At 74.7% G+C, this 22,849-nt stretch carries 19 protein-coding genes and 3 tRNA genes; 19 read left to right on the forward strand and 3 right to left on the reverse strand.

What is annotated here, in order from left to right:
- The 5 genes from ACWGB8_RS17190 to ACWGB8_RS17210 all read left to right on the forward strand — a co-directional run.
- Positions 1-1,354, forward strand: a 1,354-nt coding sequence (locus ACWGB8_RS17190; RefSeq protein WP_452214314.1) for an LCP family protein, incomplete at its 5' end; no start/stop codon positions are given.
- Between the two features lie 139 nt (positions 1,355-1,493).
- Entirely contained in the window at positions 1,494-1,967 is a 474-nt protein-coding gene (gene rsfS / locus ACWGB8_RS17195) for a ribosome silencing factor (RefSeq protein ID WP_452214315.1), read from the forward strand.
- The gene (locus ACWGB8_RS17200) at positions 1,964-2,611 is read left to right on the forward strand and encodes a histidine phosphatase family protein (RefSeq protein WP_452214359.1); all 648 of its coding nucleotides are present in this window, start codon (positions 1,964-1,966) and stop codon (positions 2,609-2,611) included. Before rsfS ends, ACWGB8_RS17200 begins: the two co-directional genes overlap by 4 nt.
- A gap of 157 nt (positions 2,612-2,768) precedes the next feature.
- Positions 2,769-2,841, forward strand: a tRNA-Ala gene (locus ACWGB8_RS17205).
- A gap of 37 nt (positions 2,842-2,878) precedes the next feature.
- Positions 2,879-2,951: transfer RNA gene (locus tag ACWGB8_RS17210), tRNA-Ala, on the forward strand.
- A 46-nt stretch (positions 2,952-2,997) separates the two neighbouring features.
- Here ACWGB8_RS17210 and ACWGB8_RS17215 read toward each other — a convergent pair.
- The gene (locus ACWGB8_RS17215) at positions 2,998-3,915 is read right to left on the reverse strand and encodes a helix-turn-helix transcriptional regulator (RefSeq protein ID WP_452214316.1); all 918 of its coding nucleotides are present in this window, start codon (positions 3,913-3,915) and stop codon (positions 2,998-3,000) included.
- A 101-nt stretch (positions 3,916-4,016) separates the two neighbouring features.
- Here ACWGB8_RS17215 and ACWGB8_RS17220 point away from each other — a divergent pair, with 101 nt between their 5' ends.
- The 8 genes from ACWGB8_RS17220 (at position 4,017) to ACWGB8_RS17255 (ending at position 16,687) form a co-directional block, all read left to right on the forward strand.
- A complete protein-coding gene (locus ACWGB8_RS17220; RefSeq protein ID WP_452214317.1) occupies positions 4,017-5,453 on the forward strand; it encodes an MFS transporter in 1,437 nt (478 codons plus the stop codon).
- Positions 5,454-5,687: 234 nt separating this feature from the next.
- Positions 5,688-5,760, forward strand: a tRNA-Ala gene (locus ACWGB8_RS17225).
- Positions 5,761-5,929: 169 nt separating this feature from the next.
- Positions 5,930-7,237: a hypothetical protein gene (locus ACWGB8_RS17230; protein ID WP_452214318.1), complete on the forward strand. Its 1,308-nt coding sequence runs from the start codon at positions 5,930-5,932 to the stop codon at positions 7,235-7,237.
- Positions 7,238-7,460: 223 nt separating this feature from the next.
- Positions 7,461-10,370, forward strand: a complete 2,910-nt coding sequence (gene leuS, locus ACWGB8_RS17235; RefSeq protein ID WP_452214319.1) for a leucine--tRNA ligase — start codon at positions 7,461-7,463, stop codon at positions 10,368-10,370.
- Positions 10,371-10,740: 370 nt separating this feature from the next.
- On the forward strand, positions 10,741-11,565 hold the full coding sequence (locus ACWGB8_RS17240) for a hypothetical protein (RefSeq protein WP_452214320.1): 825 nt from the start codon (positions 10,741-10,743) through the stop codon (positions 11,563-11,565).
- 331 nt (positions 11,566-11,896) lie between these two features.
- On the forward strand, positions 11,897-12,742 hold the full coding sequence (locus tag ACWGB8_RS17245) for a DegV family protein (RefSeq protein ID WP_452214321.1): 846 nt from the start codon (positions 11,897-11,899) through the stop codon (positions 12,740-12,742).
- Positions 12,743-13,249: 507 nt separating this feature from the next.
- Entirely contained in the window at positions 13,250-14,020 is a 771-nt protein-coding gene (locus ACWGB8_RS17250) for a helix-hairpin-helix domain-containing protein (RefSeq protein WP_452214322.1), read from the forward strand.
- 24 nt (positions 14,021-14,044) lie between these two features.
- Positions 14,045-16,687 (forward strand): ComEC/Rec2 family competence protein, encoded by a 2,643-nt coding sequence (locus ACWGB8_RS17255; RefSeq protein WP_452214323.1) that lies wholly within the window; start codon positions 14,045-14,047, stop codon positions 16,685-16,687.
- Positions 16,688-16,717: 30 nt separating this feature from the next.
- Here ACWGB8_RS17255 and ACWGB8_RS17260 read toward each other — a convergent pair whose 3' ends face one another.
- Positions 16,718-16,954, reverse strand: coding sequence for a hypothetical protein (locus tag ACWGB8_RS17260; protein ID WP_452214360.1), 237 nt, complete (start codon positions 16,952-16,954; stop codon positions 16,718-16,720).
- 234 nt (positions 16,955-17,188) lie between these two features.
- Here ACWGB8_RS17260 and holA point away from each other — a divergent pair, with 234 nt between their 5' ends.
- Positions 17,189-18,184, forward strand: coding sequence for a DNA polymerase III subunit delta (gene holA, locus ACWGB8_RS17265; protein ID WP_452214324.1), 996 nt, complete (start codon positions 17,189-17,191; stop codon positions 18,182-18,184).
- Between the two features lie 229 nt (positions 18,185-18,413).
- On the opposite strand, the gene ACWGB8_RS17270 is transcribed toward holA, so the two are convergent.
- Positions 18,414-19,259: a hypothetical protein gene (locus ACWGB8_RS17270; RefSeq protein ID WP_452214325.1), complete on the reverse strand. Its 846-nt coding sequence runs from the start codon at positions 19,257-19,259 to the stop codon at positions 18,414-18,416.
- Positions 19,260-19,822: 563 nt separating this feature from the next.
- On the opposite strand from ACWGB8_RS17270, the gene ACWGB8_RS17275 reads away from it, so the two are divergent.
- The 5 genes from ACWGB8_RS17275 to ACWGB8_RS17295 are packed head-to-tail and all read left to right on the forward strand — an operon-like array spanning position 19,823 to position 22,541.
- The gene (locus ACWGB8_RS17275) at positions 19,823-20,128 is read left to right on the forward strand and encodes a hypothetical protein (protein WP_452214326.1); all 306 of its coding nucleotides are present in this window, start codon (positions 19,823-19,825) and stop codon (positions 20,126-20,128) included.
- On the forward strand, positions 20,125-21,258 hold the full coding sequence (locus ACWGB8_RS17280) for a DUF2637 domain-containing protein (protein WP_452214327.1): 1,134 nt from the start codon (positions 20,125-20,127) through the stop codon (positions 21,256-21,258). The genes ACWGB8_RS17275 and ACWGB8_RS17280 overlap by 4 nt, the downstream gene beginning before the upstream one ends.
- Positions 21,259-21,271: 13 nt before the next feature.
- Entirely contained in the window at positions 21,272-21,424 is a 153-nt protein-coding gene (locus tag ACWGB8_RS17285; RefSeq protein ID WP_452214328.1) for a hypothetical protein, read from the forward strand.
- Positions 21,425-21,432: 8 nt separating this feature from the next.
- Positions 21,433-21,924 (forward strand): hypothetical protein, encoded by a 492-nt coding sequence (locus ACWGB8_RS17290; protein WP_452214329.1) that lies wholly within the window; start codon positions 21,433-21,435, stop codon positions 21,922-21,924.
- Positions 21,921-22,541 (forward strand): hypothetical protein, encoded by a 621-nt coding sequence (locus ACWGB8_RS17295; protein ID WP_452214330.1) that lies wholly within the window; start codon positions 21,921-21,923, stop codon positions 22,539-22,541. The genes ACWGB8_RS17290 and ACWGB8_RS17295 overlap by 4 nt, the downstream gene beginning before the upstream one ends.
- Positions 22,542-22,849 lie beyond the last annotated feature (308 nt).

Raw genomic sequence — 22,849 nt, forward strand, 5'->3', positions numbered from 1 at the left:
GCCCCGGACGGGCCGGCCGGCCGGCGGGGCACCGGAGCGGCCGGAGCCGCCGTCCGAGCAGGTCGGCGGCAGCCGGGCGGGCCGGACCCGGCCAGGTGCGCCCCAGGACGACTACCCTACGGGCGAGTTCACCTTCGTCGACGAGGAGGCGGAGGAGTCCGAGGACGTCATCGACTGGCTGAAGTTCGCCGAGTCGCGCTCCGAGCGCCGTGACGAGCGGCGCCGCAAGCTGCGCAACCGGCTGGTCGGCGCGGCCGTGGCGCTGGCGCTGCTGGGCGCCGGGGCGGGCGGCTACGTCTGGTTCACCCGGGAGGACACCTCGGCGGCGGCCGCGGCCGGCGGGCGCCAGGTCAACGTGGTGCACCTGCGCGACCTGCAGGGCAAGGTGTCGACGGCACTGCTGGTCAACGACGCCTCCGGGAAGAAGGGCACGGTCCTGCTGCTGCCGGACACCCTGAAGCTGCCCGGTCCGGGCGACCCGCCGGTGGTCGCCCTCTCCCAGGCGATGGACAGCCTCGGCGCCTCCGGCACCCGCGACGGCCTGACCACCGTGCTGGGCGCGCCGGTGGCCGGCACCTGGCGGCTGGACACGCCGTTCCTGCGGCTGCTGGTCTCGCAGCTGGGCGGGGTCCGGGTGGACACCGACGTGGAGACCCACGAGGGCGGCAAGCCGGAGGGCAAACTGCTGGCCCCGGCCGGCAAGAACACCCTGCTCAGCGGGCAGGCCGCGGTGGAGTACGCCACCTACCAGGGCCCCGGCGAGAGCCGGGACGCCCAGCTGAAGCGCTTCGGGCAGGTGATGGACGCGGTGGTGCGCACCACGCCCACCGCCTTCGCCGACGCGAAGGACACCGTGCACCGGATGAACGGGCTCTTCGACCCGTCGCTGCCCGAGGAGGCGGTGGCCGGGGTGCTGGCCCAGCTCTCCCAGCTCGCCAAGGACGGCCACTTCTCGACCGTCCCGCTCCAGGTCAAGCCGGACGGCACGCTGGACGAGGCGACGGCCGGCAAGCAGGTCAAGGAGGTGCTGGGCGGCACGGTGAAGTCCGCACAGGGCGGCGAGGGCGCGGCCCGGGTCTCGATCCAGGACGCCACCGGCAACGACCAGGCGGCCGTGGCGGCCCAGGTGCAGGTGGTCAACTCCGGCCTCACCTTCGTGCCGGGCGGGGCCAAGGCGGCGCCGCAGGCCGCCAGTGAGATCCGCTACACCGACGACGCCAAGCAGGCGGCGGCCAAGTCGCTGGCGACCAGCCTCAACCTGCCGGAGACGGCGGTCAAGAAGGTCACCGACCCGCAGAACGCGGACCTGGTGGTCGTCCTCGGCAAGGACTACGCGCCCCCGAAGGCCCCGTAGCCGCGGACCGGACCGGGGCCGCCCCGCGGGGCGGCCCCGGAAAACGGTTCCGGGGCCGCCGCGGCGGCGTGAGATCCTGGAAGGCGATCCCGGCCCGAGCGCCGGGGCGCAGTCCAAGCCGCCGAGCCGGAAGAACACCGTGACCGTCACCGACCACAGCCAGGAACTCATCACCGTCGCCGCCCAGGCGGCGGCCGACAAGCTGGCCCACAACATCGTCGCGTTCGACGTCAGCGAGGTGCTGTCGATCACCGACGCCTTCCTGATCGCCTCCGCGAGCAACGACCGCCAGGTCCGTTCGATCGCCGAGGAGATCGAGGACCAGCTGCGCGAGCAGCTGTCCGTCAAGCCGGTGCGCCGCGAGGGCGAGCGCGAGGGCCGCTGGATCCTGCTCGACTACCTGGACATCGTGGTGCACGTCCAGCACTCCGAGGAGCGCTCCTTCTACTCGCTGGACCGCCTCTGGAAGGACTGCCCCGAGCTGCCGCTGCCCGCCGACGCGATCGCCTCCCGCAACCGCCCCGAGGGCGCGCACACCGACGCGGCCGGCAACGCCGTCGCCCCGGCCGAGCAGGCCCCGGCGGACGACTTCGGCGCCGAGGACTACAGCTGAGCCGGGACGCGCGGGGCCCGCGCATCGTCTTCTGGCGGCACGGCCAGACCTCCTGGAACCTCGAATCGCGCTTCCAGGGCACCACGGACATCGAGCTGACCGGCCAGGGCGTGCTGCAGGCGCAGCGCGCGGCCCGGCTGCTGTCCGGGCTCCGGCCCGACCTGCTGATCTCCTCGGACCTCCGGCGCGCCAGGCGCACCGCCGAGGAGCTGGCCCGGATCACCGACCTGGAGGTGCAGCACCACGAGGGGCTGCGCGAGACCTACGCGGGCGAGTGGCAGGGCCTGACCAACGCCGAGATCCGGGCGCGCTTCCCGGAGGAGTACGCGGCCTGGGCGCAGGGCGAACCGGTGCGCCGCGGCGGTGGCGAACTCTCCACCGAGGTCGCGGACCGCTCGGTGCCGGTGGTGCTGGCGGCGGTCGAGAAGCTGCCCGAGAACGGCACCCTGGTGGTGGTCAGCCACGGCGGCACCATCCGGACCATGCTCGGGCGGCTGCTCGGGCTGGAGCCGCCGCTCTGGGAGTGCTTCGGCGGGCTGTCCAACTGCTGCTGGTCGGTGCTCGGCCAGGGGGCGCGCGGTTGGCGCCTGCTGGAGCACAACGCCGGCACCCTCCCGGAGCCGGTCATCGGCGACGACACCTGACCGGCGGTCGACCGGCCCGTTCGCGGCCGGTCGCCGACGGTCGGCGGGGCGGTCCGCGGGGGCGGATTTCGCAGTTCCGGGCCTGACCGGCTAGAGTCTTCCTCGTTCGCACGGAGGGAACGCGGCCCGGAAGGGAAGCGGGAGATCCGGTGAGTGCGGGGCTGTAGCTCAGTTGGTAGAGCGCTTGCATGGCATGCAAGAGGTCCGGGGTTCAATTCCCCGTAGCTCCACTCCGCACCTGCGGTCCGCGAGGGCCGTGCGTGTTGCGGGGCTGTAGCTCAGTTGGTAGAGCGCTTGCATGGCATGCAAGAGGTCCGGGGTTCAATTCCCCGTAGCTCCACAGCGGAGGAGAGGCCGTCACCCACCGGGTGGCGGCCTCTCCTCGTTCAGCAGCCGCTGCCGTGGCAGCTGGGGCACGGGTCCTCCCAGGACCAGGCCGGTGCGTCGACCAGCCGCTCCATCCGCTCCCGGTCCTCCGCGCCCTCCGGGGTGTAGACCAGCAGGTAGGTCTCCGGCACCCCGGGCATGGTCAGGTACGACGCGTTGAACCGCAGCACCCCGACCGCCGGGTGCCGGAACACCCGCAGGGACGTCCGCGGCGGCGCCACCTCCTGCCGCGCCCACACCTCCCGGAACTCCGCGCTGCGCTCGGACAGCGCCCGGATGTGCTCCTCCCAGGCGGGCTCGCCCACGTGCCGCCCGTACGAGGCGCGCAGCACCGCCACCATCCGGGGCATCGCCTCGTCCCGGTTGAGGAAGGGGTTGCAGCAGCTCGGGGTGGACAGCGCGCACCAGAGGCTGTTGAACCCGCCGTGGTACGAGGTCGAGCGCGTGGGGCCGAACAGCGCGAGGTAGCCGCTGTTGTGCAGCAGGACGTCGAAGCGGGTGTTGGAGACCGCGGCCGGCAGCGGGGCCAGGGCGTCCAGGATGACCTGCGTCGCCGGGTCGAGGATCGCGGCGGGCGGCTCCGGGGGCGTCTTGGCGGTGACCCCGGCGAGGCGGTGGAGGTGTTCCCGCTCGGTGCCGTCCAGCCGCAGTGCCCGGGCGACCGCGGTCAGCACCTGCTCGCTGGCGTTGATCGGGCGGCCCTGCTCCAGCCACGTGTACCAGGTGATCCCGACACCGGCGAGCTGGGCCACCTCCTCGCGGCGCAGCCCCGGGGTACGGCGGCGGGGACCGGGCGGCAGGCCGACGTCCTCCGGGGTGACCCTCGCCCGGCAGGCCTTGAGGAAGCGGGCGAGTTCGGTGCGCCGGTGGGCCTCCCGGCCGGTGGTGGCGGCGGGTGCGTCGTCCAGGACGGTCATACGGTCATCGTGCCGGATCGGACCGGGCCGTAACAGGTGCTGCCGGTACCAGGATCAGCAGGCTCTAACCACCAGTACCGGCGCCCGCCGAAGGTGGTGGCATGACGGACCTCCAGACCCGACCGGCACCGGTCGACCCCACTCCGCGCCGGGCGGTACGGCCCGGCCTGCTCCTCGCCCTCGTGCTCTGCGGCCAGTTCATGGCCGTGCTCGACGCCTCCATCGTCAACGTCGCCGTCCCCGGTATCCGCACCGACCTGGACGCCTCCGGGGCGGCCCTGCAACTGGTGATCGCCGGCTACACCATCGCGTACGCCGTGCTGCTGATCACCGGCGCGCGGCTCGGCGCCCGCTACGGCTACAGCCGGGTCTTCCAGCTGGGCCTGGCCGTCTTCACCGCCGCCTCGCTGGCCTGCGGGCTCGCCCCGGCCACCGGCTGGCTGATCGCCTTCCGGGTGCTGCAGGGCGCCGGTTCGGCGCTGATGGTGCCCCAGGTGATGAGCCTGGTGCAGCGGACCTTCACCGGCGCGGCCCGGGTGCGGGCGCTCGGCCTGTACGCGGCCGTGCTCGCCGGGGGCATGGCGGTCGGCCAGGTGGTCGGCGGGGTGCTGGTGAACGCCGACCTGTTCGGGACGGGCTGGCGCCCGGTGTTCCTGGTGAACCTGCCGATCGGGCTGGTCCTGCTGGCGATCGGCGCGCGGACCCTGCCCGCGCTGCCCGGCGACCGCGACCGCCGTTTCGACGTGCCCGGGCTGGTGGTGCTCGGGGCCGCCCTCGGACTGCTGGTGGTGCCGCTCGTCCTCGGCCACGAGCTGGGCTGGCCGCTCTGGTGCTGGGCGATGCCGGCCGGCAGCGCGGTGCTGTTCGGACTGTTCGCGGTGGTCGAGCGCCGGATCGCCCGGCGCGGCGGGCAGCCGCTGATCTCCGGCCGGGTGCTCCGGGCACCGGGGCTGCGACCCGCGGCCGGCGCGATCTTCCTGATCATGTCGGCGGTCGCCGGCTACCTGTTCGCCTTCGCCCTGCACCAGCAGGCCGGACTCGGCCACAGCGCGCTGCGGGCCGGGCTGCACTCGGCTCCGATGGCGGTCGGCTTCGGGGTGGCGAGCCTGCACTGGCAGCGGCTGCCCGCCCGGCTGCACCGCTCGCTGCCGGTCGCCGGCACCGCCGCGCTCGCCCTCGGCTACCTGCTGCTCGGCCTCCTGCTGGGCGGCGGCGCGGGGATCGGGCCCGGCACGCTGCTGCTGATGACGGCACTGGGCCTGGTGGCCGGCTGTGCCTACGCGCCGCTGTTCGCCCGGGCCCTGGCGGAGGTGGCCCCGGCGGACGCGGCGGACGCCAGCGGGGTGATGGTGACGGTCGTCCAGCTCGGCCAGGTGGTCGGGGTGGCGCTGCTCGGCACGGTCTTCCTCGGCGGGGTCTCCTACCCGGCCACGGCGGCCGACTCCGGCCACGCCCTGCTGGTGGCCTCGGCGGCCATCGCGGGTGCGGTCGCCCTCGGGACGGGCTTCGCGGCCCGTACCCGGCGCGCGGCCGGCTGAGCGCCGGGTGCGGGCCCGAGTGCCGCGGCCGGGGTTCGACAGTCGGCCGGCTGAGTGCCGCGGCCCGGGTTCGACGGCTGGCCGGCTGAGTGCCGCAGATCGGGTTCGACGGCCGCGGTCCGGGCCTGCGGGAGGGGCCTGGGAACTGATTCGTGGAGCACCCCTTCGACCGTGTAAAGTAGTCGATGTCGCCGAGGGAAACCGAAGGAAACCTCCGGTGACAACGCAGGTCGAGGGGCTGTAGCTCAGTTGGTAGAGCGCTTGCATGGCATGCAAGAGGTCCGGGGTTCAATTCCCCGTAGCTCCACAGTGGTCGAGGGCCGCCTTCCGGATCGGGAGGCGGCCCTTGGCGTTCTCGGCGTTGTCGCCGCCCGCGCCGCTCCCGCCGCGCTCGTTGCTGTGGCGCTCCGTCGGGTGGTCCCGGCCGGTCGGGCCTTCCGCCCCGCGGGGCCGGCCCGGACCGCTACCGTCGGGTCATGGCCGATCTGGAGCGCAGACGCAACGAGGAGCTGGCCCGGATCCTGCACCAGCTCGGGTGGAGCCCGGAGCGGCTCGCCCGCGAGGTCGGCCTCGCCCTCCCGCCCAGCCTGGCGATCAGCTCCACCGCCCCCTACAAGTGGCGCGACCGGGGCATGGTCCCGCGCAGCCCGCACGACCAGGCGGTCTGCGAGGTGCTCGGCCGCGCCCTCGGCATCGCCGTCACCTACGAGCAGCTCTGGGGACCGATGGGCAGCAACCGCGGCGCCAAGATCCTCTCGCCCGGCCTGCTCACCGACCCGTGGACGGCCGACACCGCGCGGACCGCGCTGCGCGAGACGGCCACCGGCGCCGGTCCGGTCCGGCTCACGGACCTCCTCCGCGGCGCCGAACTCGACCGCGCCACCCGGCACCTGGCCTCCCCGCCGCCCGCCGTCGACGGCGGCGGGGGCGCCCTGCGGATCGCCCCGGAGATGCCCGGCGACCTGCTCCACTCCTACCGCGGCAAGCTCCGGCTGGCGCGGGCCTGCGGCGGCGGACTCGTGCTCGGCCCGGCCCGCGCGGAACTCGGCATGGTCGCCAAACTGCTCGAACTCGGTTCCTACGACGAGAAGTCGGGCCGCGAGCTGTACGGCGCGGCGAGCCGACTGGCCCGGCTGGTCGGCCGGGCCGGCGACGACCTCGGCCACGACGCCGCCGCCCAGCGGGCCTTCGCCGCCGCCCTGCGCGCCGCGCACCTCGCCGACGAGCCCCGGCTCGCGGTGGCCGCGGCCGGCGGCCTGCTGGCCCAGGCCACCCGCGGCCCGGGCGGACGGGAGCCGGCGGCCGTCGGGATGCTGACCGCGCTGCTCGCGGCGGCGGAGTCCGCCCCCGAACCGCTCACCCCGGCCGAGCGGGCCCGGCAGCTGGGCCGGATCGCCCGCGCGCACGGCCGCCGCGGCGAGGAGGCGGAGGCCGAACGCGCGGCCGGACGGGCCCTCGCCGCAGGGGCCCAGGGGGAGGGCGCCGCGCTGGCCGAAGGCCTGGTCGGGGAGGCGTACCTGTACCTCGGCGCGCCCCTGCGGGCCCGCCCGCTGCTCGCCGCGGCGGTCGACGGCCTCGGCCCCGGACGGGCCAGGGTGAAGGCGCTGCTGATGGTCCGGCTCGCCGATGCGCACCGGCGCACCGGCAACCGCGGCGAGGCCGCCCGGATCGCCGACCGGGCCCGCGCCCTGGCCGCCGGCATGCAGTCGGAACGGGTGGCCGCGGCACTGCACGACTTCGACGCGGCCGTCCGCGGGCGCGACGGCCGCGGTGCCACGGGCTGAGACGCCGCGGTATCGCCGGGAGGCGGCCGAGCGGCTTGCGGTACCCTGAGCCCATGCGAACCGTGCGCCTGCTCCTTAGCCGGCCGCGCTGACCAGGACCGGCCGCGCCCCAGGGCAGTGCCGGAGTCGGCGTGGCGTCCCCTCCTGCGAGGGGCTTTTTTGTTTTCCGACCCTGCCGGTCGAGACCGGTTCGCTATCCGACACCGATGGAGCCTGAAGGACCATGAGCGAGACGACCCCTGCTTCCGGCGCGGCGGAGGCCGCGACCGAGCCGTTCCGGTACAGCGCCTCCCTGGCCGCGGACATCGAGTCCCGCTGGCAGGACATCTGGGAGAAGGAGGGGACGTTCAACGCCCCCAACCCGGCCGGCGCGCTGGCCGACCCGGCCGCGGGCGACGTCTCCGCGAAGCCGCACAGCTTCATCATGGACATGTTCCCGTACCCCTCGGGCGCGGGTCTGCACGTCGGCCACCCGCTGGGCTACATCGCCACCGACGTGTACGCCCGCTACCAGCGGATGACCGGCCACAACGTCCTGCACACCCTGGGCTACGACGCGTTCGGCCTGCCCGCCGAGCAGCACGCCGTCGCCACCGGCCAGCACCCGCGGATCACCACCGAGGCGGCCATGGCCAACATGCGCCGCCAGCTGCGCCGCCTGGGCCTGGGCCACGACTCCCGCCGGTCGATCGCCACCATCGACCCGGAGTACTACCGCTGGACCCAGTGGATCTTCCTGCAGATCTTCAACTCCTGGTTCGACCCCGAGGCCGGGAAGGCCCGCCCGATCGCCGAGCTGGTCGCCGCGTTCGAGTCCGGTGCCCAGGCCACCCCGGACGGCCGCCCCTGGGCCGAGCTGACCGGTGCCGAGCGCGACGAACTGCTGGGCGAGTACCGGCTGGCGTACGCCAAGGAGGTGCCGGTCAACTGGTGCCCCGGCCTGGGCACCGTGCTGGCCAACGAGGAGGTCACCGCGGACGGCCGCTCCGAGCGCGGCAACTTCCCGGTGTTCAAGTCCAACCTGCGCCAGTGGATGATGCGGATCACCGCGTACGCCGACCGCCTGATCGGCGACCTGGACCTGCTGGACTGGCCGGAGGCCATCAAGCTTCAGCAGCGGAACTGGATCGGCCGCTCCGAGGGCGCCCGGGTCGACTTCGCCGTCACCACCGCGGCCGGCGGCGACGAGAAGATCACCGTCTTCACCACCCGCCCGGACACCCTGTTCGGCGCCACCTACATGGTGCTGGCCCCCGAGCACGGCCTGGTCGACGCCGTCGTCCCGGCCGCCTGGCCGGCCGGCGCCCCCGAGGCGTGGACCGGCGGCGCCGCCACCCCCGCCGAGGCCGTCGCCGCCTACCGCGCCGCCGCGGCCGCCAAGTCCGACGTCGAGCGCCAGGTCGAGGCCAAGGTCAAGACCGGCGTCTTCACCGGTGCGTACGCCGTGAACCCGGTCAGCGGCGAGCCCGTCCCGGTCTTCATCGCCGACTACGTGCTGATGGGCTACGGCACCGGCGCCATCATGGCCGTCCCCGCGCACGACCACCGCGACTTCGCCTTCGCCCGCGCCTTCGAACTGCCGATGCGCTGCGTCGTGCAGCCCACCGACGGCCGCGGCGAGGACCCGGCGGAGTGGGCCGACGCCTTCGACACCTACGACTCCGTCATCGTCAACTCGGCGCACGACGAGGGCACCGCCGACGGCATCGCGCTGGACGGCCTGTCCGTGGTCGACGCCAAGGCCGCCGTCACCGCCTGGCTGACCGGCCGCGGCATCGGCGAGGGCACCGTCAACTACCGCCTGCGCGACTGGCTGTTCAGCCGCCAGCGATACTGGGGCGAGCCCTTCCCGATCGTCTACGACGAGGACGGCGTCATGCACGCGCTGCCCGAGTCGATGCTGCCGGTCGAGGTCCCCGAGGTCGACGACTACTCGCCGCACACCTACGACCCGTACGACTCCACCTCCTCGCCGAAGACCCCGCTGTCGCGCAACGAGGCCTGGGTCGAGGTCGAGCTGGACCTGGGCGACGGCCCCAGGAAGTACCGCCGCGAGACCAACACCATGCCCAACTGGGCCGGCTCCTGCTGGTACGAGCTGCGCTACGTCGACCCGGTCGACCGCGAGCAGGTCGTCGACCCCGCCAACGAGCAGTACTGGATGGGCCCGACCGCCGACAAGCCGGCCGGCGGCGTCGACCTGTACGTCGGCGGTGCCGAGCACGCCGTGCTGCACCTGCTGTACGCCCGCTTCTGGCACAAGGTGCTGCACGACCTGGGCCACGTCTCCTCGGTCGAGCCGTTCCACAAGCTGTTCAACCAGGGCATGATCACCGCCGACGTCTACCGCGACGAGCGCGGCTTCCCGGTGCCCGCCGCCGAGGTCGAGGAGCACGACGGCCAGTACTCCTGGCAGGGCGAGCCGGTCAAGCGCGAGGCCGGCAAGATGGGCAAGTCCCTGAAGAACGCCGTCGCCCCCGACGAGATCGCCGACGAGTACGGCGCCGACACCCTGCGCCTGTACGAGATGTCGATGGGCCCGCTGGACGTCTCCCGCCCCTGGGACACCCGCGCCGTCGTCGGCTCGTACCGCTTCCTGCAGCGCCTGTGGCGCAACATCGTCTCCGAGACCACCGGCGAGCCGGTCGTCACGGAGGAGGAGGCCGACGAGGCCACCCTGCGCGCCCTGCACAAGGCGATCGACGGCATCCGCGGCGACATGGCCGGCCTGCGCTTCAACACCGCCGTCGCCAAGGCCATCGAGCTGAACAACTTCCTGGTCAAGCGCGGCTCCACCCCGCGGTCGGTCGCCGACCAGCTGGTCCTGCTGGTCGCCCCGCTGGCCCCGCACATCGCCGAGGAGCTGTGGCGCCGCCTGGGCCACGAGGGCTCGCTGGCCTTCGCCGACTACCCGGTCGCCGACCCGGCGTACGTGGTGGACGAGAGCGTCACCTGCGTCGTGCAGATCAAGGGCAAGGTCAAGGCCCGGCTGGAGGTCGCCCCGTCGATCTCCGACGCCGAGCTGGAGGCGCTGGCACTGGCCGACCCGGCGGTCGTCGCGGCCATCGGGGACGCGCCGGTGCGCAAGGTGATCGCGCGGGCGCCGAAGCTGGTGAACATCGTCACGGGCTGACGGCGTACGGCACGGGTCGGCGGGCCGGCGGTGCACGGCACGGGCTGACGGCGTGCGGCACGGGTCGGCGGGCGCACGCGGTACGGCGTGCGGGCCGGTGGTCGTCACGGGCCGGCCGTTCGCGGCCGTGCGGCAGGGCGGGTGCTCCTCGGGGCGCCCGCCCTGCGGCGTCCGGTCCGGGGTGGGGAGATCGGCGAAGGGCCCTCAGGGGGATCCCCGATCTGTCCCTGATCCGGGGCCCCGGGCGGTCCTTCGGGCTGCCCGGCGCAGGTCGATCCCGATACGGTGGAACCGTCGGTGACCCGGCCCGCGTTGGGCCTGGTGGCGGCTCCGTATCGGTGCTGCTCGGCTCGGAGGAAGGCGGCTTGTGATGGAAGCGCTCAGCGTGATGGTGGGGCTGGCCCTGCTCATCGGCGTGACGCTGCTCGTCCTGGCGGTGGTCGGCACGGTCAAGGTGACCAAGAAGGTGGCGTCCAAGGCCGCCAAGGAGGCCGCCAAGCAGGAGGCCGTGGCCCGGCGGGCCATCGAGAACGTCGCCCTCAAGGCGAAGAGCTACACCAAGATCGGCCCGGCGGGGCAGATCTCCGCCGTCCGGCTGTCGCTGCGCACCTCGCTCGACAACACCCGGCACATCCTGGAGGGCGGCCTCGCCGAGGACAGCCAGCTCGGCGAGTCGCTGCAGCTGCTGACCCGGCTCGACGCCCACGCGGCCGAACTCGACAGGGAGCTGCGCCTGCTGGAGCGCGAGCCCGACGTCGACCGGATCGCCGCCAAACTGCCGGAGCTGCGCGAGCGCGCCGAGCGGATCACCCACGCGGCGGAGACCATGCGCTGGGCCGCCCAGGACCGGATGCACCGCTTCGCCGACGACGAGCTGGGCCGGCTCAGCCAGGAGTGCGAGAGCGAGGCCGGGGCGCTGCGGCACTGGGACGCCGTCGGGTCGGCCGGTCCGGCTGCCGGTGCTGCGGGTGCGGCCGGTGCGCCCGCCGGTTCTTCGGCCGGGACTGGTGCTGCCGGGGCCGGTGCTGCCGGTGCCGGTTCGGCGGCGGCTCGGGAGGAGGCGTCGCAGCGTCCGGCGCTCGCGCCCGGTGCCGGCAACCGTCCGACCGCCGAGGAACTGCTCGGGCTCGCCGACCCGCTGACCCGGCTCGGACAGCGACTGCGCAAGCCCAACGCGGGACCCTCGGCGGGCTGACCTTCGTCTTGCGCCCGGCGGGCCGGTGGACCTTGGGTCCGCCGGCCTGCTTCGTTCGTGGCGCCCGGGGCCGTCCCGTTCGGGCGGGCCTCCGGCTCCGTGCTTCCGGTGTCCCGGTCCGTCGGCGGCGGCGCCCGCCTCCGTTCGGGCGGGCCTCCGGTTTCGTTCGGGCGTCCGGCTGCGTCGCGTTACCGGGTCGGCGATCCGCGTCGGTGGATCCGGGACGGTGATCCGGGTCGCGCGCGTGGGTCCGGCCGCGGGGCGGTCGAGCAGGACGTCGGCTGCGACACGGCGCTGTCGTCCGCGCCGGGCGGGGGGTAACCTCCGGCACATGCCCGCCGACCTCGCCCTCGTCACGGATTCCACGGCCTACCTGCCGCAGGAGGCCATCGACCGCCACGGCATCACCGTCGTCCCGCTGAGCGTCGCGGTCGGCGACACCGTCCTCGCCGAGGGCGTCGAGATCTCGCCGAAGGACGTCGCCGAGGCGCTGCGCGGCCGGCAGCGGGTGACCACCTCCCGCCCCAACCCGGAGACCTTCGCCGCCGCGTACCGGGCCGCAGCCGAGGCCGGCGCCCGCGGGATCATCTCGGTGCACATCTCCGGCGAGCTGTCAGGCACCCACGAGGCCGCCCTGCTGGCCGCCGCCGAAGCGCCCGTCCCGGTGCGGGTGGTCGACAGCCGGCTGGTCGGCATGGCCCTCGGGTACGCGGTGCTGGCGGCGGCCGAGGCCGTAGCGGGGGGCCGGGGACTGGACGAGGCGGCCGGCGCCGCCGTCGACCGCGCGGCCGGGACCAGCGGCTTCTTCTACGTCGACACGCTGGAGTACCTGCGCCGCGGCGGCAGGATCGGAGCCGCCCGGGCCCTGCTGGGCTCGGCGCTGGCCGTGAAGCCGCTGCTGCACCTCGCGGGCGGGCGGATCGAGCCGCTGGAGAAGGTCCGGACGGCTTCCCGCGCCATCGCCAGGCTGGAGGAGATCGCCGTCGAGCACGCCGGGGAGCGGGAGGTCGACATCGCCGTGCACCACCTGGCCGCCGAGGACCGCGCCGAGCCGCTGGCGGAGCGGCTGCGGGTCCGGGTGCCCGGGCTGCGGGAGCTGCAGGTGAGCGAGGTCGGTGCGGTGATCGGTGCGCACGTCGGGCCGGGGCTGCTCGCGGTGGTCGTCTCGCCGCGCTGAGGCGGGCGCGGGCGGTCCGGTGGTCCGGGCGTCCGGGGTGTCACGGGATGCCTCTGGGTGTTCCGGGTCCTGGGTGTTCCGGATCGTGGGCGTGGCGTGGGCCTGGTTCACTCGTTCGGGCGACAGTGGTTTTCCACAGGGCCGGGTTGTCCACAGGGTCCCGGATGTTTTCCCTGCGGGCGGGCGGAGTCGTCTACGGTGCTCCGCATGACGACTCTTCGTAAGCGTTCGAGTGCCGTGAGTGGTGCTGTGAGTGGTGCTGCGGGTGGTGCTTTCGGTGGGGGTGGCCGCGGGGCCGGGGCTGCCGGAGCCGTTGCGCGGCTGAGGTTGGCCGCCCTGTTCCCTCCGCCGGACGGGCGTGCGGGTGGGGCACCCGTGGCCGGCGGACCGGCCGCGGGCGAGGGACCGGCCGTGGGAGGTCGGGGTGCGGGGCCCGACCCGCCGCCGCACGGGGCATCCGACTCCGCCGGGACGTCCGATTCCAACGGGACGTCCGACGTCCCTGAGGTGTCCGACGATCCGTTCGGGCTGCCCGAGCCCGTTCGGGGCGGGGGTCTGCAGCGGTTCGGCCGGGCCGTCCTGCTCGACCGGCGAGCGGCGGTCGGGCTCGGCGTCCTGCTGTTGATCGCCGTCGCCTACGCCGCGCAGCACTTCTGGCTCGGTCGGCCGCAGGAGGTTCCGTTGCCCGTGCCGCGCGCCGAGGCCGTGGCCTCCGCCGGTGCCGCGCCCGCCGGGCCGGGGGTGCCGGGGCCGTCGGACGCCGCCTCCCCGTACGCCCCGTCTCCGGCGGCCGGCGGCCCGGCCGGAGCGGTCGCCCCCGGCACCCCGGGCGCCCCGGGCGGCGCGGACCCGGTGGTGGTGGACATCGCCGGCCGGGTGCCGACCCCGGGCGTGCACACCCTCCCGGGCGGAGCGCGCGTGGCGGATGCCCTGCGGGTGGCCGGGGGCGCGCTGCCCGGCACGGACACCCGGGCGCTCAACCTGGCCCGGGTCCTGACGGACGGCGAGCAGATCCTGGTCGGGGAGACAGCAGTGCCCCAGCCTCCGCAGGTCCAGCTGCCGGCCCCGGTCGGCACGGCGCCCCGGCAGCCGATCAGCCTCAACCGGGCCACCCTCGAACAACTCGACACCCTCCCCGGTGTCGGCCCGACCCTCGCCCGGCGCATCCTCGCACACCGGCAGGCCCACGGTCCGTTCCGCTCGCTCGACCAACTGCGCCAGGTCGGCGGGATCGGGGAGCGCACCTACGCCGAACTCCGACCGCTGCTCACCCTCTGACCGCCCCGAAGGGAGGTGCCCGCCGTGCTCTCCATCCCGGTCCTCCGCCCTCCGGTGCCCTCCGCGAACGGGCCCACCTCCCCGTGGCCCGCCGCGGACGCACCCTCGCCGAGGGCCCCGACGCCGTTGCTGCTCCCCGCCGCCTCCGCCTGGCTGGTCACCGCCCTGGCGCTCGGCCCCGGGGCCGGCCACGGCCTCCTCCTCGCCGTCGCCGCGGGTACCGCCACCCTGATCGCGGTCCTGCTGCTCCGGCGAGCGGCGGGCCGCCGGGGTGCGGCGGTCACGGCGGCCGCCGCCCTGCTCACCGGTGCGGCAGCGGTCGCGGCCACCGTGCTGCACACCGCCGACCTCCACCGGGGCCCGCTGCCGGCCCTCGCCCGTCCCGCCGCAGCCGCCGCCCACGGCGAGACCGGCCCCCGCGAACCGTCACCGCGGCCGCCGACGGCAGGCGTCGAACTGACCGTCACCGGCGATCCCAGCACGGGCACCTCCCGGACCAGGGGGACCACCGCGGGCCGCGCGTACCTCACCGTGGACGCCGTGGCCGACCACGTCACCGTGCTCACCGCCCCCGCGGGCGGTCCGCCGCCCGGCAGCACCACGCGGACCCGGACGCCGGTCACCGTCCTGGTCCGGGCACCGGACACCGCCGCCTGGCAGTCGCTGCTGCCCTCCACCCGGCTCGCGGTCGAGGCCAGGGTCGCACCGCCCGGCCAGGGGCACGGGGAGGAGTCGTCGACCCTGCTGCTCCCACAGGGGCCGCCCCGAGTCCTCGCGGGCCCCAGCCTCCCGCAGCGGGTCGCGGGCCGACTGCGGGCGGGCCTGCGCTCGGCCACCGACGGGCTTCCTGCGGACGCCCGCGGGCTCCTCCCGGGCCTGGTCGTCGGCGACACCTCACGCCTCCCCGACGACCTGCGGGACGCCTTCCGGGCCACCGACCTGGCCCACCTGACGGCCGTCAGCGGCGCCAACCTCGCCATCGTCCTGGGCGTCCTGATCGGCGTGCCCGGCCGGGCGGGAACGGCCGAACGCAGCGGGCTCGCCGCCCTCTGCGGACTCTCGCTGCGCGGCACCGCGACCGCCGGGGCGGCCCTCGTCCTGGCCTTCGTGGTCGTGTGCCGACCGGAACCCAGTGTGCTCCGGGCCGCCGGCACCGGCCTGATCGGGCTGCTCGCCCTCGCCACCGGCCGTCCCCGGCAGGCCGTCCCGGCGCTCTCCGGCACGGTCCTGGTCCTGGTGCTGCTGGATCCGTCCCTGGCCCGCTCGTACGGGTTCCTGCTCTCGGTGCTCGCCACCACCGGGCTGCTGGTGCTCGGCCCGCGCTGGGCCGACGCGCTGCGGGCCCGGGGCTGGCCGCCCCGCCCGGCCGCCGCGGTCGCGGCCGCGGCAGCCGCCCAGGCGCTCTGCGCACCCGTCACCGTGCTGCTCTCCGGGCACGTCAGCCTGGTCGGGATCCCGTGCAACCTGCTCGCCGAACTCGCGGTCGCCCCCGCCACCCTGCTCGGCTTCACCGTCCTCGCCGTCGAACCGCTCTCCCCGGCGGCCGCCGGGGCGCTCGCCGAGGCGGCGGCCGTCCCGACGGGCTGGCTCGCCGCGGTGGCCCGGCACGGCGCGAGCCTCCCCGGCGCACAACTGGCCTGGCCGGACACCCTCCTGGGCACCGCGGCGCTCGCCGTCGCCACCCTCGCGGCCTGCTGGGCGGCCCCGCTGCTGCTCGCACCCGGCGGCGGCCGCAGGGCGGCGCGGCTGCGGCCGGCCGTGGCGGGCGCACTGGCAGCAGCCCTGCTGGTCGTCCTGTGGCGACCCCCGCTGCTCACCCGGGTCGCCACCGGCTGGCCCCCGCCGGGATGGCGGCTGGCCATGTGCGACGTCGGGCAGGGCGACATGCTGGTACTGCCCGTCACCCCGGACGGCGGCACCGGAGCCGGTGCCGGTGCTGGTGTGGGGACCGGTGCCGACAGCGCGGTGGTGGTCGATGCCGGCCCCGATCCGCGGGCGGCCGACCGCTGCCTGCGCTCCCTCGGCATCACCGCCGTACCGCTCCTGCTGATCACCCACTTCCACGCGGACCACGCCGAGGGCATCCCCGGAGTGCTGCGCGGGCGCCGGGTCGGCGCGATCCAGGGCAGCACCCTGGACGATCCGCCGGGCGAGGCCGAGCGGGTCCGGCGGTGGGCAGCGGCTGCCGGGGTCCCGCTGCTGCGGGCCGGGCGCGGCGAGCGCCGCACCGCAGGACCGGGCCTCAGCTGGGAGGTGCTCTGGCCGGACGCGCCGGCCGGGGCCTGGGCCCCGGGCGCCAACAACGCCAGCGTCGCCCTGCTCGTCACGCTCGGCGGGGGCCTGCGGCTCGCCCTGCTCGGCGACCTCGAACCCCCGGCCCAGGCCGCGCTGCTTGCCCGGCCCGGGCCCGGCCGGGTCGACGTCCTCAAGGTGGCCCACCACGGTTCCGCCCACCAGGACTGGGGGCTGGCCGCGGCGCTCGACCCGCGCCTCGCGCTGATCTCCTGCGGGCGGGGCAACTCCTACGGCCACCCCTCGCCCCGGACGGTCGACCGGCTGCGCGCGCTCGGGGCGACCGTGCTGCGCACCGACCAGGCCGGTGACATCGCCGTGCTCGGCTCGACGCCGGCCGAGCTCGGGGTGGTCACCCACCCGGCGGGGGAGTGACCGTGGCTCCCCGCGAGCGGCCCGCGGGCCTCAGCTCTCCTCGCGCCAGCCGTCGTACTCGGCCACCAGCTCGTCCAGGCCGCGCAGCCGCTCGACCGTCCACCCCTCCTCGGGGGGTTCCACGACCACCAGCCACTGGGCGTCATCGGCGTCGTCCTCACCGGCCAGTGCGTCCCGGACGACCTCCAGCTCCCCGAGGTCGGCGTGACGGGCGCTCAACTCCTCGGCCACCTCGTCGGCGGCGTCCCGGTCGGCCAGTACCAGCAGCTGCCTCTGCTGCGGGTCGAAGCCCTCCACCGCACCACGTCCCTGTTCGTCGTTCACACGCTTGTCACTCACCCGCCCATTCTGCCGACCGCCTCCGGGGCTTCCGCACGGAGGTCGCCCTTGATCAACAGGAGAGGGGAGGTGCCGGGAGGTCGGGGTTCGGGAGGCGCGGCGGGGGGTGGGTGCGCCTCGGGGGCCGGGGAGTGTCCGCGGGGCGTGGGATGCTGGTAGGCGATGGCCAGGAAGAGTGCTCCCGATGACCTGCTCGCTCCGCTGACCCTTGCGGTCGGTCAGGAGGAGCTGCTGCTCGACCGCGCGGTCGCCCAGGTGGTGGCGGCGGCGAAGGCGGCCGACCCCGACACCGACGTCCGTGACCTCGCCCCCGGGGCGCTGCAGCCTGGCGCGCTCGCCGAGCTCACCACGCCCTCGCTGTTCGCGGAGCGCAAGGTGATCGTGGTCCGGGCCGCGCAGGACCTCTCCGCCGAGTCGGTGAAGGAGGTCAAGGCGTACATCGAGGCCCCGGCCGATGAGGTGATCCTCGTCCTGGTGCACGCCGGCGGGGCCAAGGGCAAGGGCCTGCTGGACGCCGGACGGAAGGCGGGCGGCCGGGAGGTCGCGTGCGCGAAGCTCGCCAAGGCGTCGGAGCGACTGGCCTTCGTGAAGGGCGAGTTCCGCACCCTCGGGCGCTCGGCGAGCCCGGAGGCCTGTCAGGCGCTGCTCGACGCGCTCGGCAGCGACCTGCGCGAGCTGGCCGCCGCGTGCAGCCAGTTGACCTCCGACGTCGAGGGCACGATCGACGAGAGCGTGGTGGCCCGGTACTACAGCGGGCGGGCCGAGGCGACCGGCTTCGAGGTCGCCGACCTGGCGGTCACCGGGCGGGCGGCCGAGGCGCTGGAGCGGCTGCGCTGGGCCCTGGCCGTCGGGCAGCCGCCCACCGGCATCACGTACGCGCTGGCCTCCGGCGTCCGCAGCATCGGGCGGCTGGCCACCGCCGGGCGCAACATGCGTCCGGCGGACCTGGCGCGCGAGTTGGGCATGCCACCGTGGAAGGTCGACCGGGTCCGCCAGCAGATGCGCGGCTGGACGGGTGACGGCGTGGCGACCGCGCTGACCGCCATCGCGCAGGCCGACGCGGCGGTCAAGGGCGGCTCCGACGACCCGGCCTACGCCCTGGAGCGGGCCGTGGTCGCCGTGGCGAGGGCCTCCCGCGCCGGCGCCCGGCAGTACTGAGCCCGGCAGTCCCCAGCCCGGCAGTCCCCAGCCCGGCAGTCCCGAGCTCGGCAACCCGGGATCCGGCCGCTATGCGAGGTCCGAGACCCCGGCCGTACCGCCCGCGCACCGGCCGGCCTGTCGCCATCGGTCGTACCGCCCCGCGCACCGGTCTGCCCTCCCTGAGCACCCGGTGCGGCCCGGGCGCCGCCCCCGCGGCTGCCCGGGCCGGCGGGCGCCGGTGGGTCGGTCAGGACCCGCCGATGGCCTTCATGGCGTCCCGGCCGTCGGAGAGCAGGGCCTGCCGGATGGTGTCCTTCTCCACGACCTTGGTCTTGCCCGACTGGTAGCTGCCGATCCAGGTGAAGCTCATCGTCATGCCGCCGTGCCGGATCATCAGGACGTAGTTGACGTCGTGGTAGCTGCTGGTGGAGCCGGTCGCCTCGTCCCGGTAGGCGAGGTACGCCTCGTCGCCGTAGTTCGGCACGTCGGTCAGCTCGTACTTCTGCTGCGTGTACGCGGCCTTGGTGCCGGCGAACTCGGGGGCCGAGTCGACGGTCTTGTGCAGCTGGACCTGAAGGTCGACCGTGGCGTAGTCGGGCAGGTCCTCGCCGGTGACCGAGCGCTTCATGTAGGCGAAGCAGCTCATGGTGTCCAGTGACGTGTGCCGACTGAACCGGGGCTTCGGGTAGTTGTCGACCATCCGGTAGGTCTGCTCGAACTTGGTGAACTTGCCGGTTTTGCAGAGGTCGTCGACGACCCGGTAGCCGTGCAGCTTCTGCGCTCCGCCGCCGCCTTCGCCGACGAGGCCGGGAACGGTGAACACCGCGGTGGCCCAGGCCGCCGAGACGAGCAGCGCGCCGGTGAACGCCCAGACGGTGTTGCGGCGCAGGTTCCCGCCCCGGTTGCCGCCGGGGCCGCTGCCGCCGCTACCGGCCGGGGGCAGCCCCGGCGAGGCGGGCAGTCCCGGTGACGCGGGCAGGCCGGGCGGCGGGCCGAAGCCCTGGACACCGCCGTTCGGTGCGGGCTGCTGAGACTGCTGCTGCGGGAAGCTGCCGAACCCCTGCCCGCTCTGCGGCGGCGGTGGTGCCGTCATACTCGTCCCCCCTGAATCCGTACCCCTGGATCCGGTTCCGCCGGATTCGTTCCCGGCGCCGTCGGTACCCGGGTGCGAGCCGTCTCCGTGCCCGTCTCCGTACCTCCGGTGATCCCTCGATGTCCGACGACCATAGCGGTAGGGCCGGTTCCCGGGACATCGAGCCCGGTGCCCGGTGCCCGGCCCGGGCCCGCCACCACCCGGCCCCGGAAACGCGACGGCGCCGGAACACGACGGCCCCGGAAACGCGACTGCCCGACCGGTGGGGACCGGTCGGGCAGTGGTCGAGGCCTCCGATGAATCGGGGCCTCCGGCAGAGCCGTGTGCACCGCACCCGCGTGGCGAACGCAGGCCGCGTGTGTTCGAGACATCTGACTGACCAGCGGAAACAGCCCTATAGGCCGGTTGACCTGGGGAAACGCAATCCCGCGTTATCCCTCGCTATCCCGGCTCATCTCGCACTCATGTGTACTGAATGTGTACTGCAGACGAGAGCGGCGCCGCCCGGTGGTGAGACACCGGACGACGCCTGAGCCGGACCCCTCACAACAGGGAGTCCGACCTTGACGCACGACCCTACCCCCGCCATGCCCAGGCCCCGGCGACGCCTGCCGGACTTCGCGGCCACGAGCCCGCTGCACCTGCTGATGCTGTCCATGGACCTCAGCGTGGACGACCCGCGAGACGTCCTGCTCGCCGTGGTGTACCGGCTGGCCGCCCGCATCGAACGCCGGATGGCCCCGTGGGACGCTGACGGCCTCGACCTGGTCGGCGCCTCCGCCTACGCCAACCTCACCGGCGGACCGTGCAGCGTCCACCTGCAGGCCCGCATCGGCCGGTACGACGACCGCGGGGACGGTGCCCTGTGACCACCACTGCCGAGCGCTGGCTGACCGGCGCTGCCGCCCTGGTGATCGTGGCCCTGACCGGCGCCGCGTTCTGGCTGTCCTACGCCCACCTGCACACCGTGGCCGCCGGACACGGACTCGGCGCCTCGCCGGCGCGGGCCTGGGCGTGGCCGGCCACCCTCGACCTGTTCATCGTCGCCGGAGAGCTGATGATGCTGCGGGCCTCGCTGGCCCGGCGCCCGGACTGGTGGGCGATCGGGCTGACCGTGGCTGGCTCGGGCGGCAGCATCGCGCTGAACATCGCCGGCGTCGAGGGCACCGACCCGCTCGACTACATCACGGCCGCCGTCCCGCCGACCGCCGCGCTGCTGGCGTTCGGCGCGCTGATGCGGCAGGTGCACGGGCTGCTGGCTGCCGAACAGCCGGCGGCCGGTGCGGCCTCCGTGGTGGAGAGCACCATGCAGGCCGGTGACCAGCCTCATACGGTGATCACCGAAGCAGCCTCCGACCGTGGCGATATCGCCACGGTTGTGGGGGACACGGTGTCCCTCACAGGGGTCCCGGAAGGACCCGAGTTCGTTGGGTCCCTCGGGGGCCTGACTGCGGGCGGTCGCGTTGCGGGCCGCGCCGAGGAGATCGAGAAGGGTACTCACTCACTGCGTACCCCTGCGGGTCCCGCCAGTCTGGCCGACGGAAAGGGGCTGCAGAGCCTGCACACCCTCGACGCCATCGAGGCCATCTCGCCGGGTGGGGTCAGCGGCGCGTACCCCACCGACGGCCCGGTGCACCCGGAGCCTGTACCCGCCGGGTACACCCCGCTCCCGGAGCGGGTACGGCTGGAGTTCCTGCCGCTGCCCGATCGGGTCGGGGCAGTCCTTGCCCGGCCGGCAACGGCCGCCGCCAAGGGGGCGCGCAAGCGGGTCGAGGTACACGCCGAGTACGTACCCGAGCGCACCGTACCCGCCGAGTACACGGCCGCTGAACAGGACGAACGGGACGACCTCGCCGACACCGCCCGCTCACGGTTCGCGGGTGTACTCGCCCGCGGCGGCGTGCCCTCGATCCGTACCCTGCGCGCCGAGTACGGCATCGGCCAGGCCCGCGCCCAGCGGGTACAGGACGCGCTTCGCTCCGTACCCGCGGCCGTCTGAGAGGCCGCTCCCCATGCTGCTCGCCCTCGCGGTGTGGCTGCTGCTGACGGCGGCCGGGTTCACCGGCCTGGCCGCCGTCGCTCCCCACGCCCTGCCCGCCGTGCTGCGGACCACCTTCCTTGTCCTGCTCGCCTGTGCCTTCCTGGCCGGCCTGTTCTCCCTGTGAGGATCACCATGAACACCGTCACCCTCGGCGGCCTCTGCGTCGGCATCAGCGTTCTCATCGGCATCGGCGTGCGCTGGTGGTTCCACGAGGCGCACAGGCCGGCCGCCGCCGTCCCCTACCTCCTGTCCATCGCCTACGGGATGATCGGGATCATCTCCACCGGCGGGCTCCTCTCCGGCGTCTTCGGGATCGCCCTGTGGGGCGCCAGCGGTCTCGGTGACCTGGCCTTGGTCTTCGGGGTCGGTGGCAGCACCGCCGACACCACGCGAGCTCAGCAGGTCGCCCTCACCAGCGGCGGCTACGTCACGGTCCTTCTGCTCACCGTCACCGTGATCTGCCTGGTCAGGTGGGCCAGCGCCGTCCCGGTCCGCAAGGTGATCGCCGGGTCCCTCGGGGGTGCGTGCCTCGGCCTGTCCGGCACCGTCGCCGGAGCCGCCGCCGTCCCCCTCGCCTCAGCCGTCAACGCCCTCGGCGCCGCAGTCACCATGGCCATCCAGTGACCGGCCGCCTGCTGGCCGGCGGGGGAGTGCTCCTCCACCGCGTGACCGCCTGGTGGGCCCGGGACGGCGTCAAGTCCGGCATCGCCCGCGTCATCGGCACCATCCTCGGCGTCGCCTTCGCGGCCGGGATGCTCGCCGCCGCCCCCGTCCTCTGGTGGCCCCTCGCCGCCGGCTGGCTCATCACCTCCTGGTGCACCACCCCGGCCGCCGCCGAGGCGCCCGAGGCCGGCCCGAGCGAGGAGGAGACGACCGCGTTCCTCGCCACCCTCCACCTGATCATCGGCGGCGAGAAGGGCGCGCACCTCGCCCAGCTCGCCGCCGCGATCCTCGGGGACGAGACCGCGACCGACCGCATCCGCGAGATGTGCACGGCCGCGGGCGTCCCCATCAACCGGGGGGTGCGCGTGCGAGACCGGGGGGTGTCTACCGGGGTGAGGCGGGACGATCTGCCCCCGCTCCCCCCGACCGCTCTCCAGCCCCTTCTGGCCGGTGTTGCTGCTGGTCAGAGCGAGCAACAGCAACAGCAACACGCGTCTGGAGAGGGGCCCCGAAAGGGGTTCTCGATCATCGACGACCCGGCCAACCCGGCCCGATCCGCCGTCCACTGGCGGAGCTGAGACGGCCATCTGATCAAGAGTGCGCCCCGGTCCGCCGACCGGGGCGCGCTCAGCACTATGCCGCTGGGCAACCAGCGTGCTCGACAAGGGAGGTGTGCGGGGTCAGGTCCTCGATCCACGGCCCTCGCACCCAGAGACCGCAGTCCGGGCACATGCCGAGTTCGGCCGGCCGCTCACCCGCGGGGGCCTCCCCGCTGGCCGCTGCAGGCTGGTCCGCAGCGGTTGCGCCCCACTGTCGGTGGACCATGTCCAACAGTTCGGCCAGGGCCTGGCTGCCCGGAAGCGACTGGTGGAACATCATGCGTGCC

The organism is Kitasatospora sp. NPDC054939, assembly GCF_053610105.1.

What these genes read in the sequence shown, in the direction of transcription:
- ACWGB8_RS17215 (WP_452214316.1), bottom strand. Translation starts at nt 3,915, where the DNA reads ATGACCGTCCTGGACGACGCACCCGCCGCCACCACCGGCCGGGAGGCC.
- ACWGB8_RS17220 (WP_452214317.1), top strand. Translation starts at nt 4,017, where the DNA reads ATGACGGACCTCCAGACCCGACCGGCACCGGTCGACCCCACTCCGCGC.
- ACWGB8_RS17230 (WP_452214318.1), top strand. Translation starts at nt 5,930, where the DNA reads ATGGCCGATCTGGAGCGCAGACGCAACGAGGAGCTGGCCCGGATCCTG.
- leuS (WP_452214319.1), top strand. Translation starts at nt 7,461, where the DNA reads ATGAGCGAGACGACCCCTGCTTCCGGCGCGGCGGAGGCCGCGACCGAG.
- ACWGB8_RS17240 (WP_452214320.1), top strand. Translation starts at nt 10,741, where the DNA reads ATGGAAGCGCTCAGCGTGATGGTGGGGCTGGCCCTGCTCATCGGCGTG.
- ACWGB8_RS17245 (WP_452214321.1), top strand. Translation starts at nt 11,897, where the DNA reads ATGCCCGCCGACCTCGCCCTCGTCACGGATTCCACGGCCTACCTGCCG.
- holA (WP_452214324.1), top strand. Translation starts at nt 17,189, where the DNA reads ATGGCCAGGAAGAGTGCTCCCGATGACCTGCTCGCTCCGCTGACCCTT.
- ACWGB8_RS17270 (WP_452214325.1), bottom strand. Translation starts at nt 19,259, where the DNA reads ATGACGGCACCACCGCCGCCGCAGAGCGGGCAGGGGTTCGGCAGCTTC.
- ACWGB8_RS17285 (WP_452214328.1), top strand. Translation starts at nt 21,272, where the DNA reads ATGCTGCTCGCCCTCGCGGTGTGGCTGCTGCTGACGGCGGCCGGGTTC.
- ACWGB8_RS17290 (WP_452214329.1), top strand. Translation starts at nt 21,433, where the DNA reads ATGAACACCGTCACCCTCGGCGGCCTCTGCGTCGGCATCAGCGTTCTC.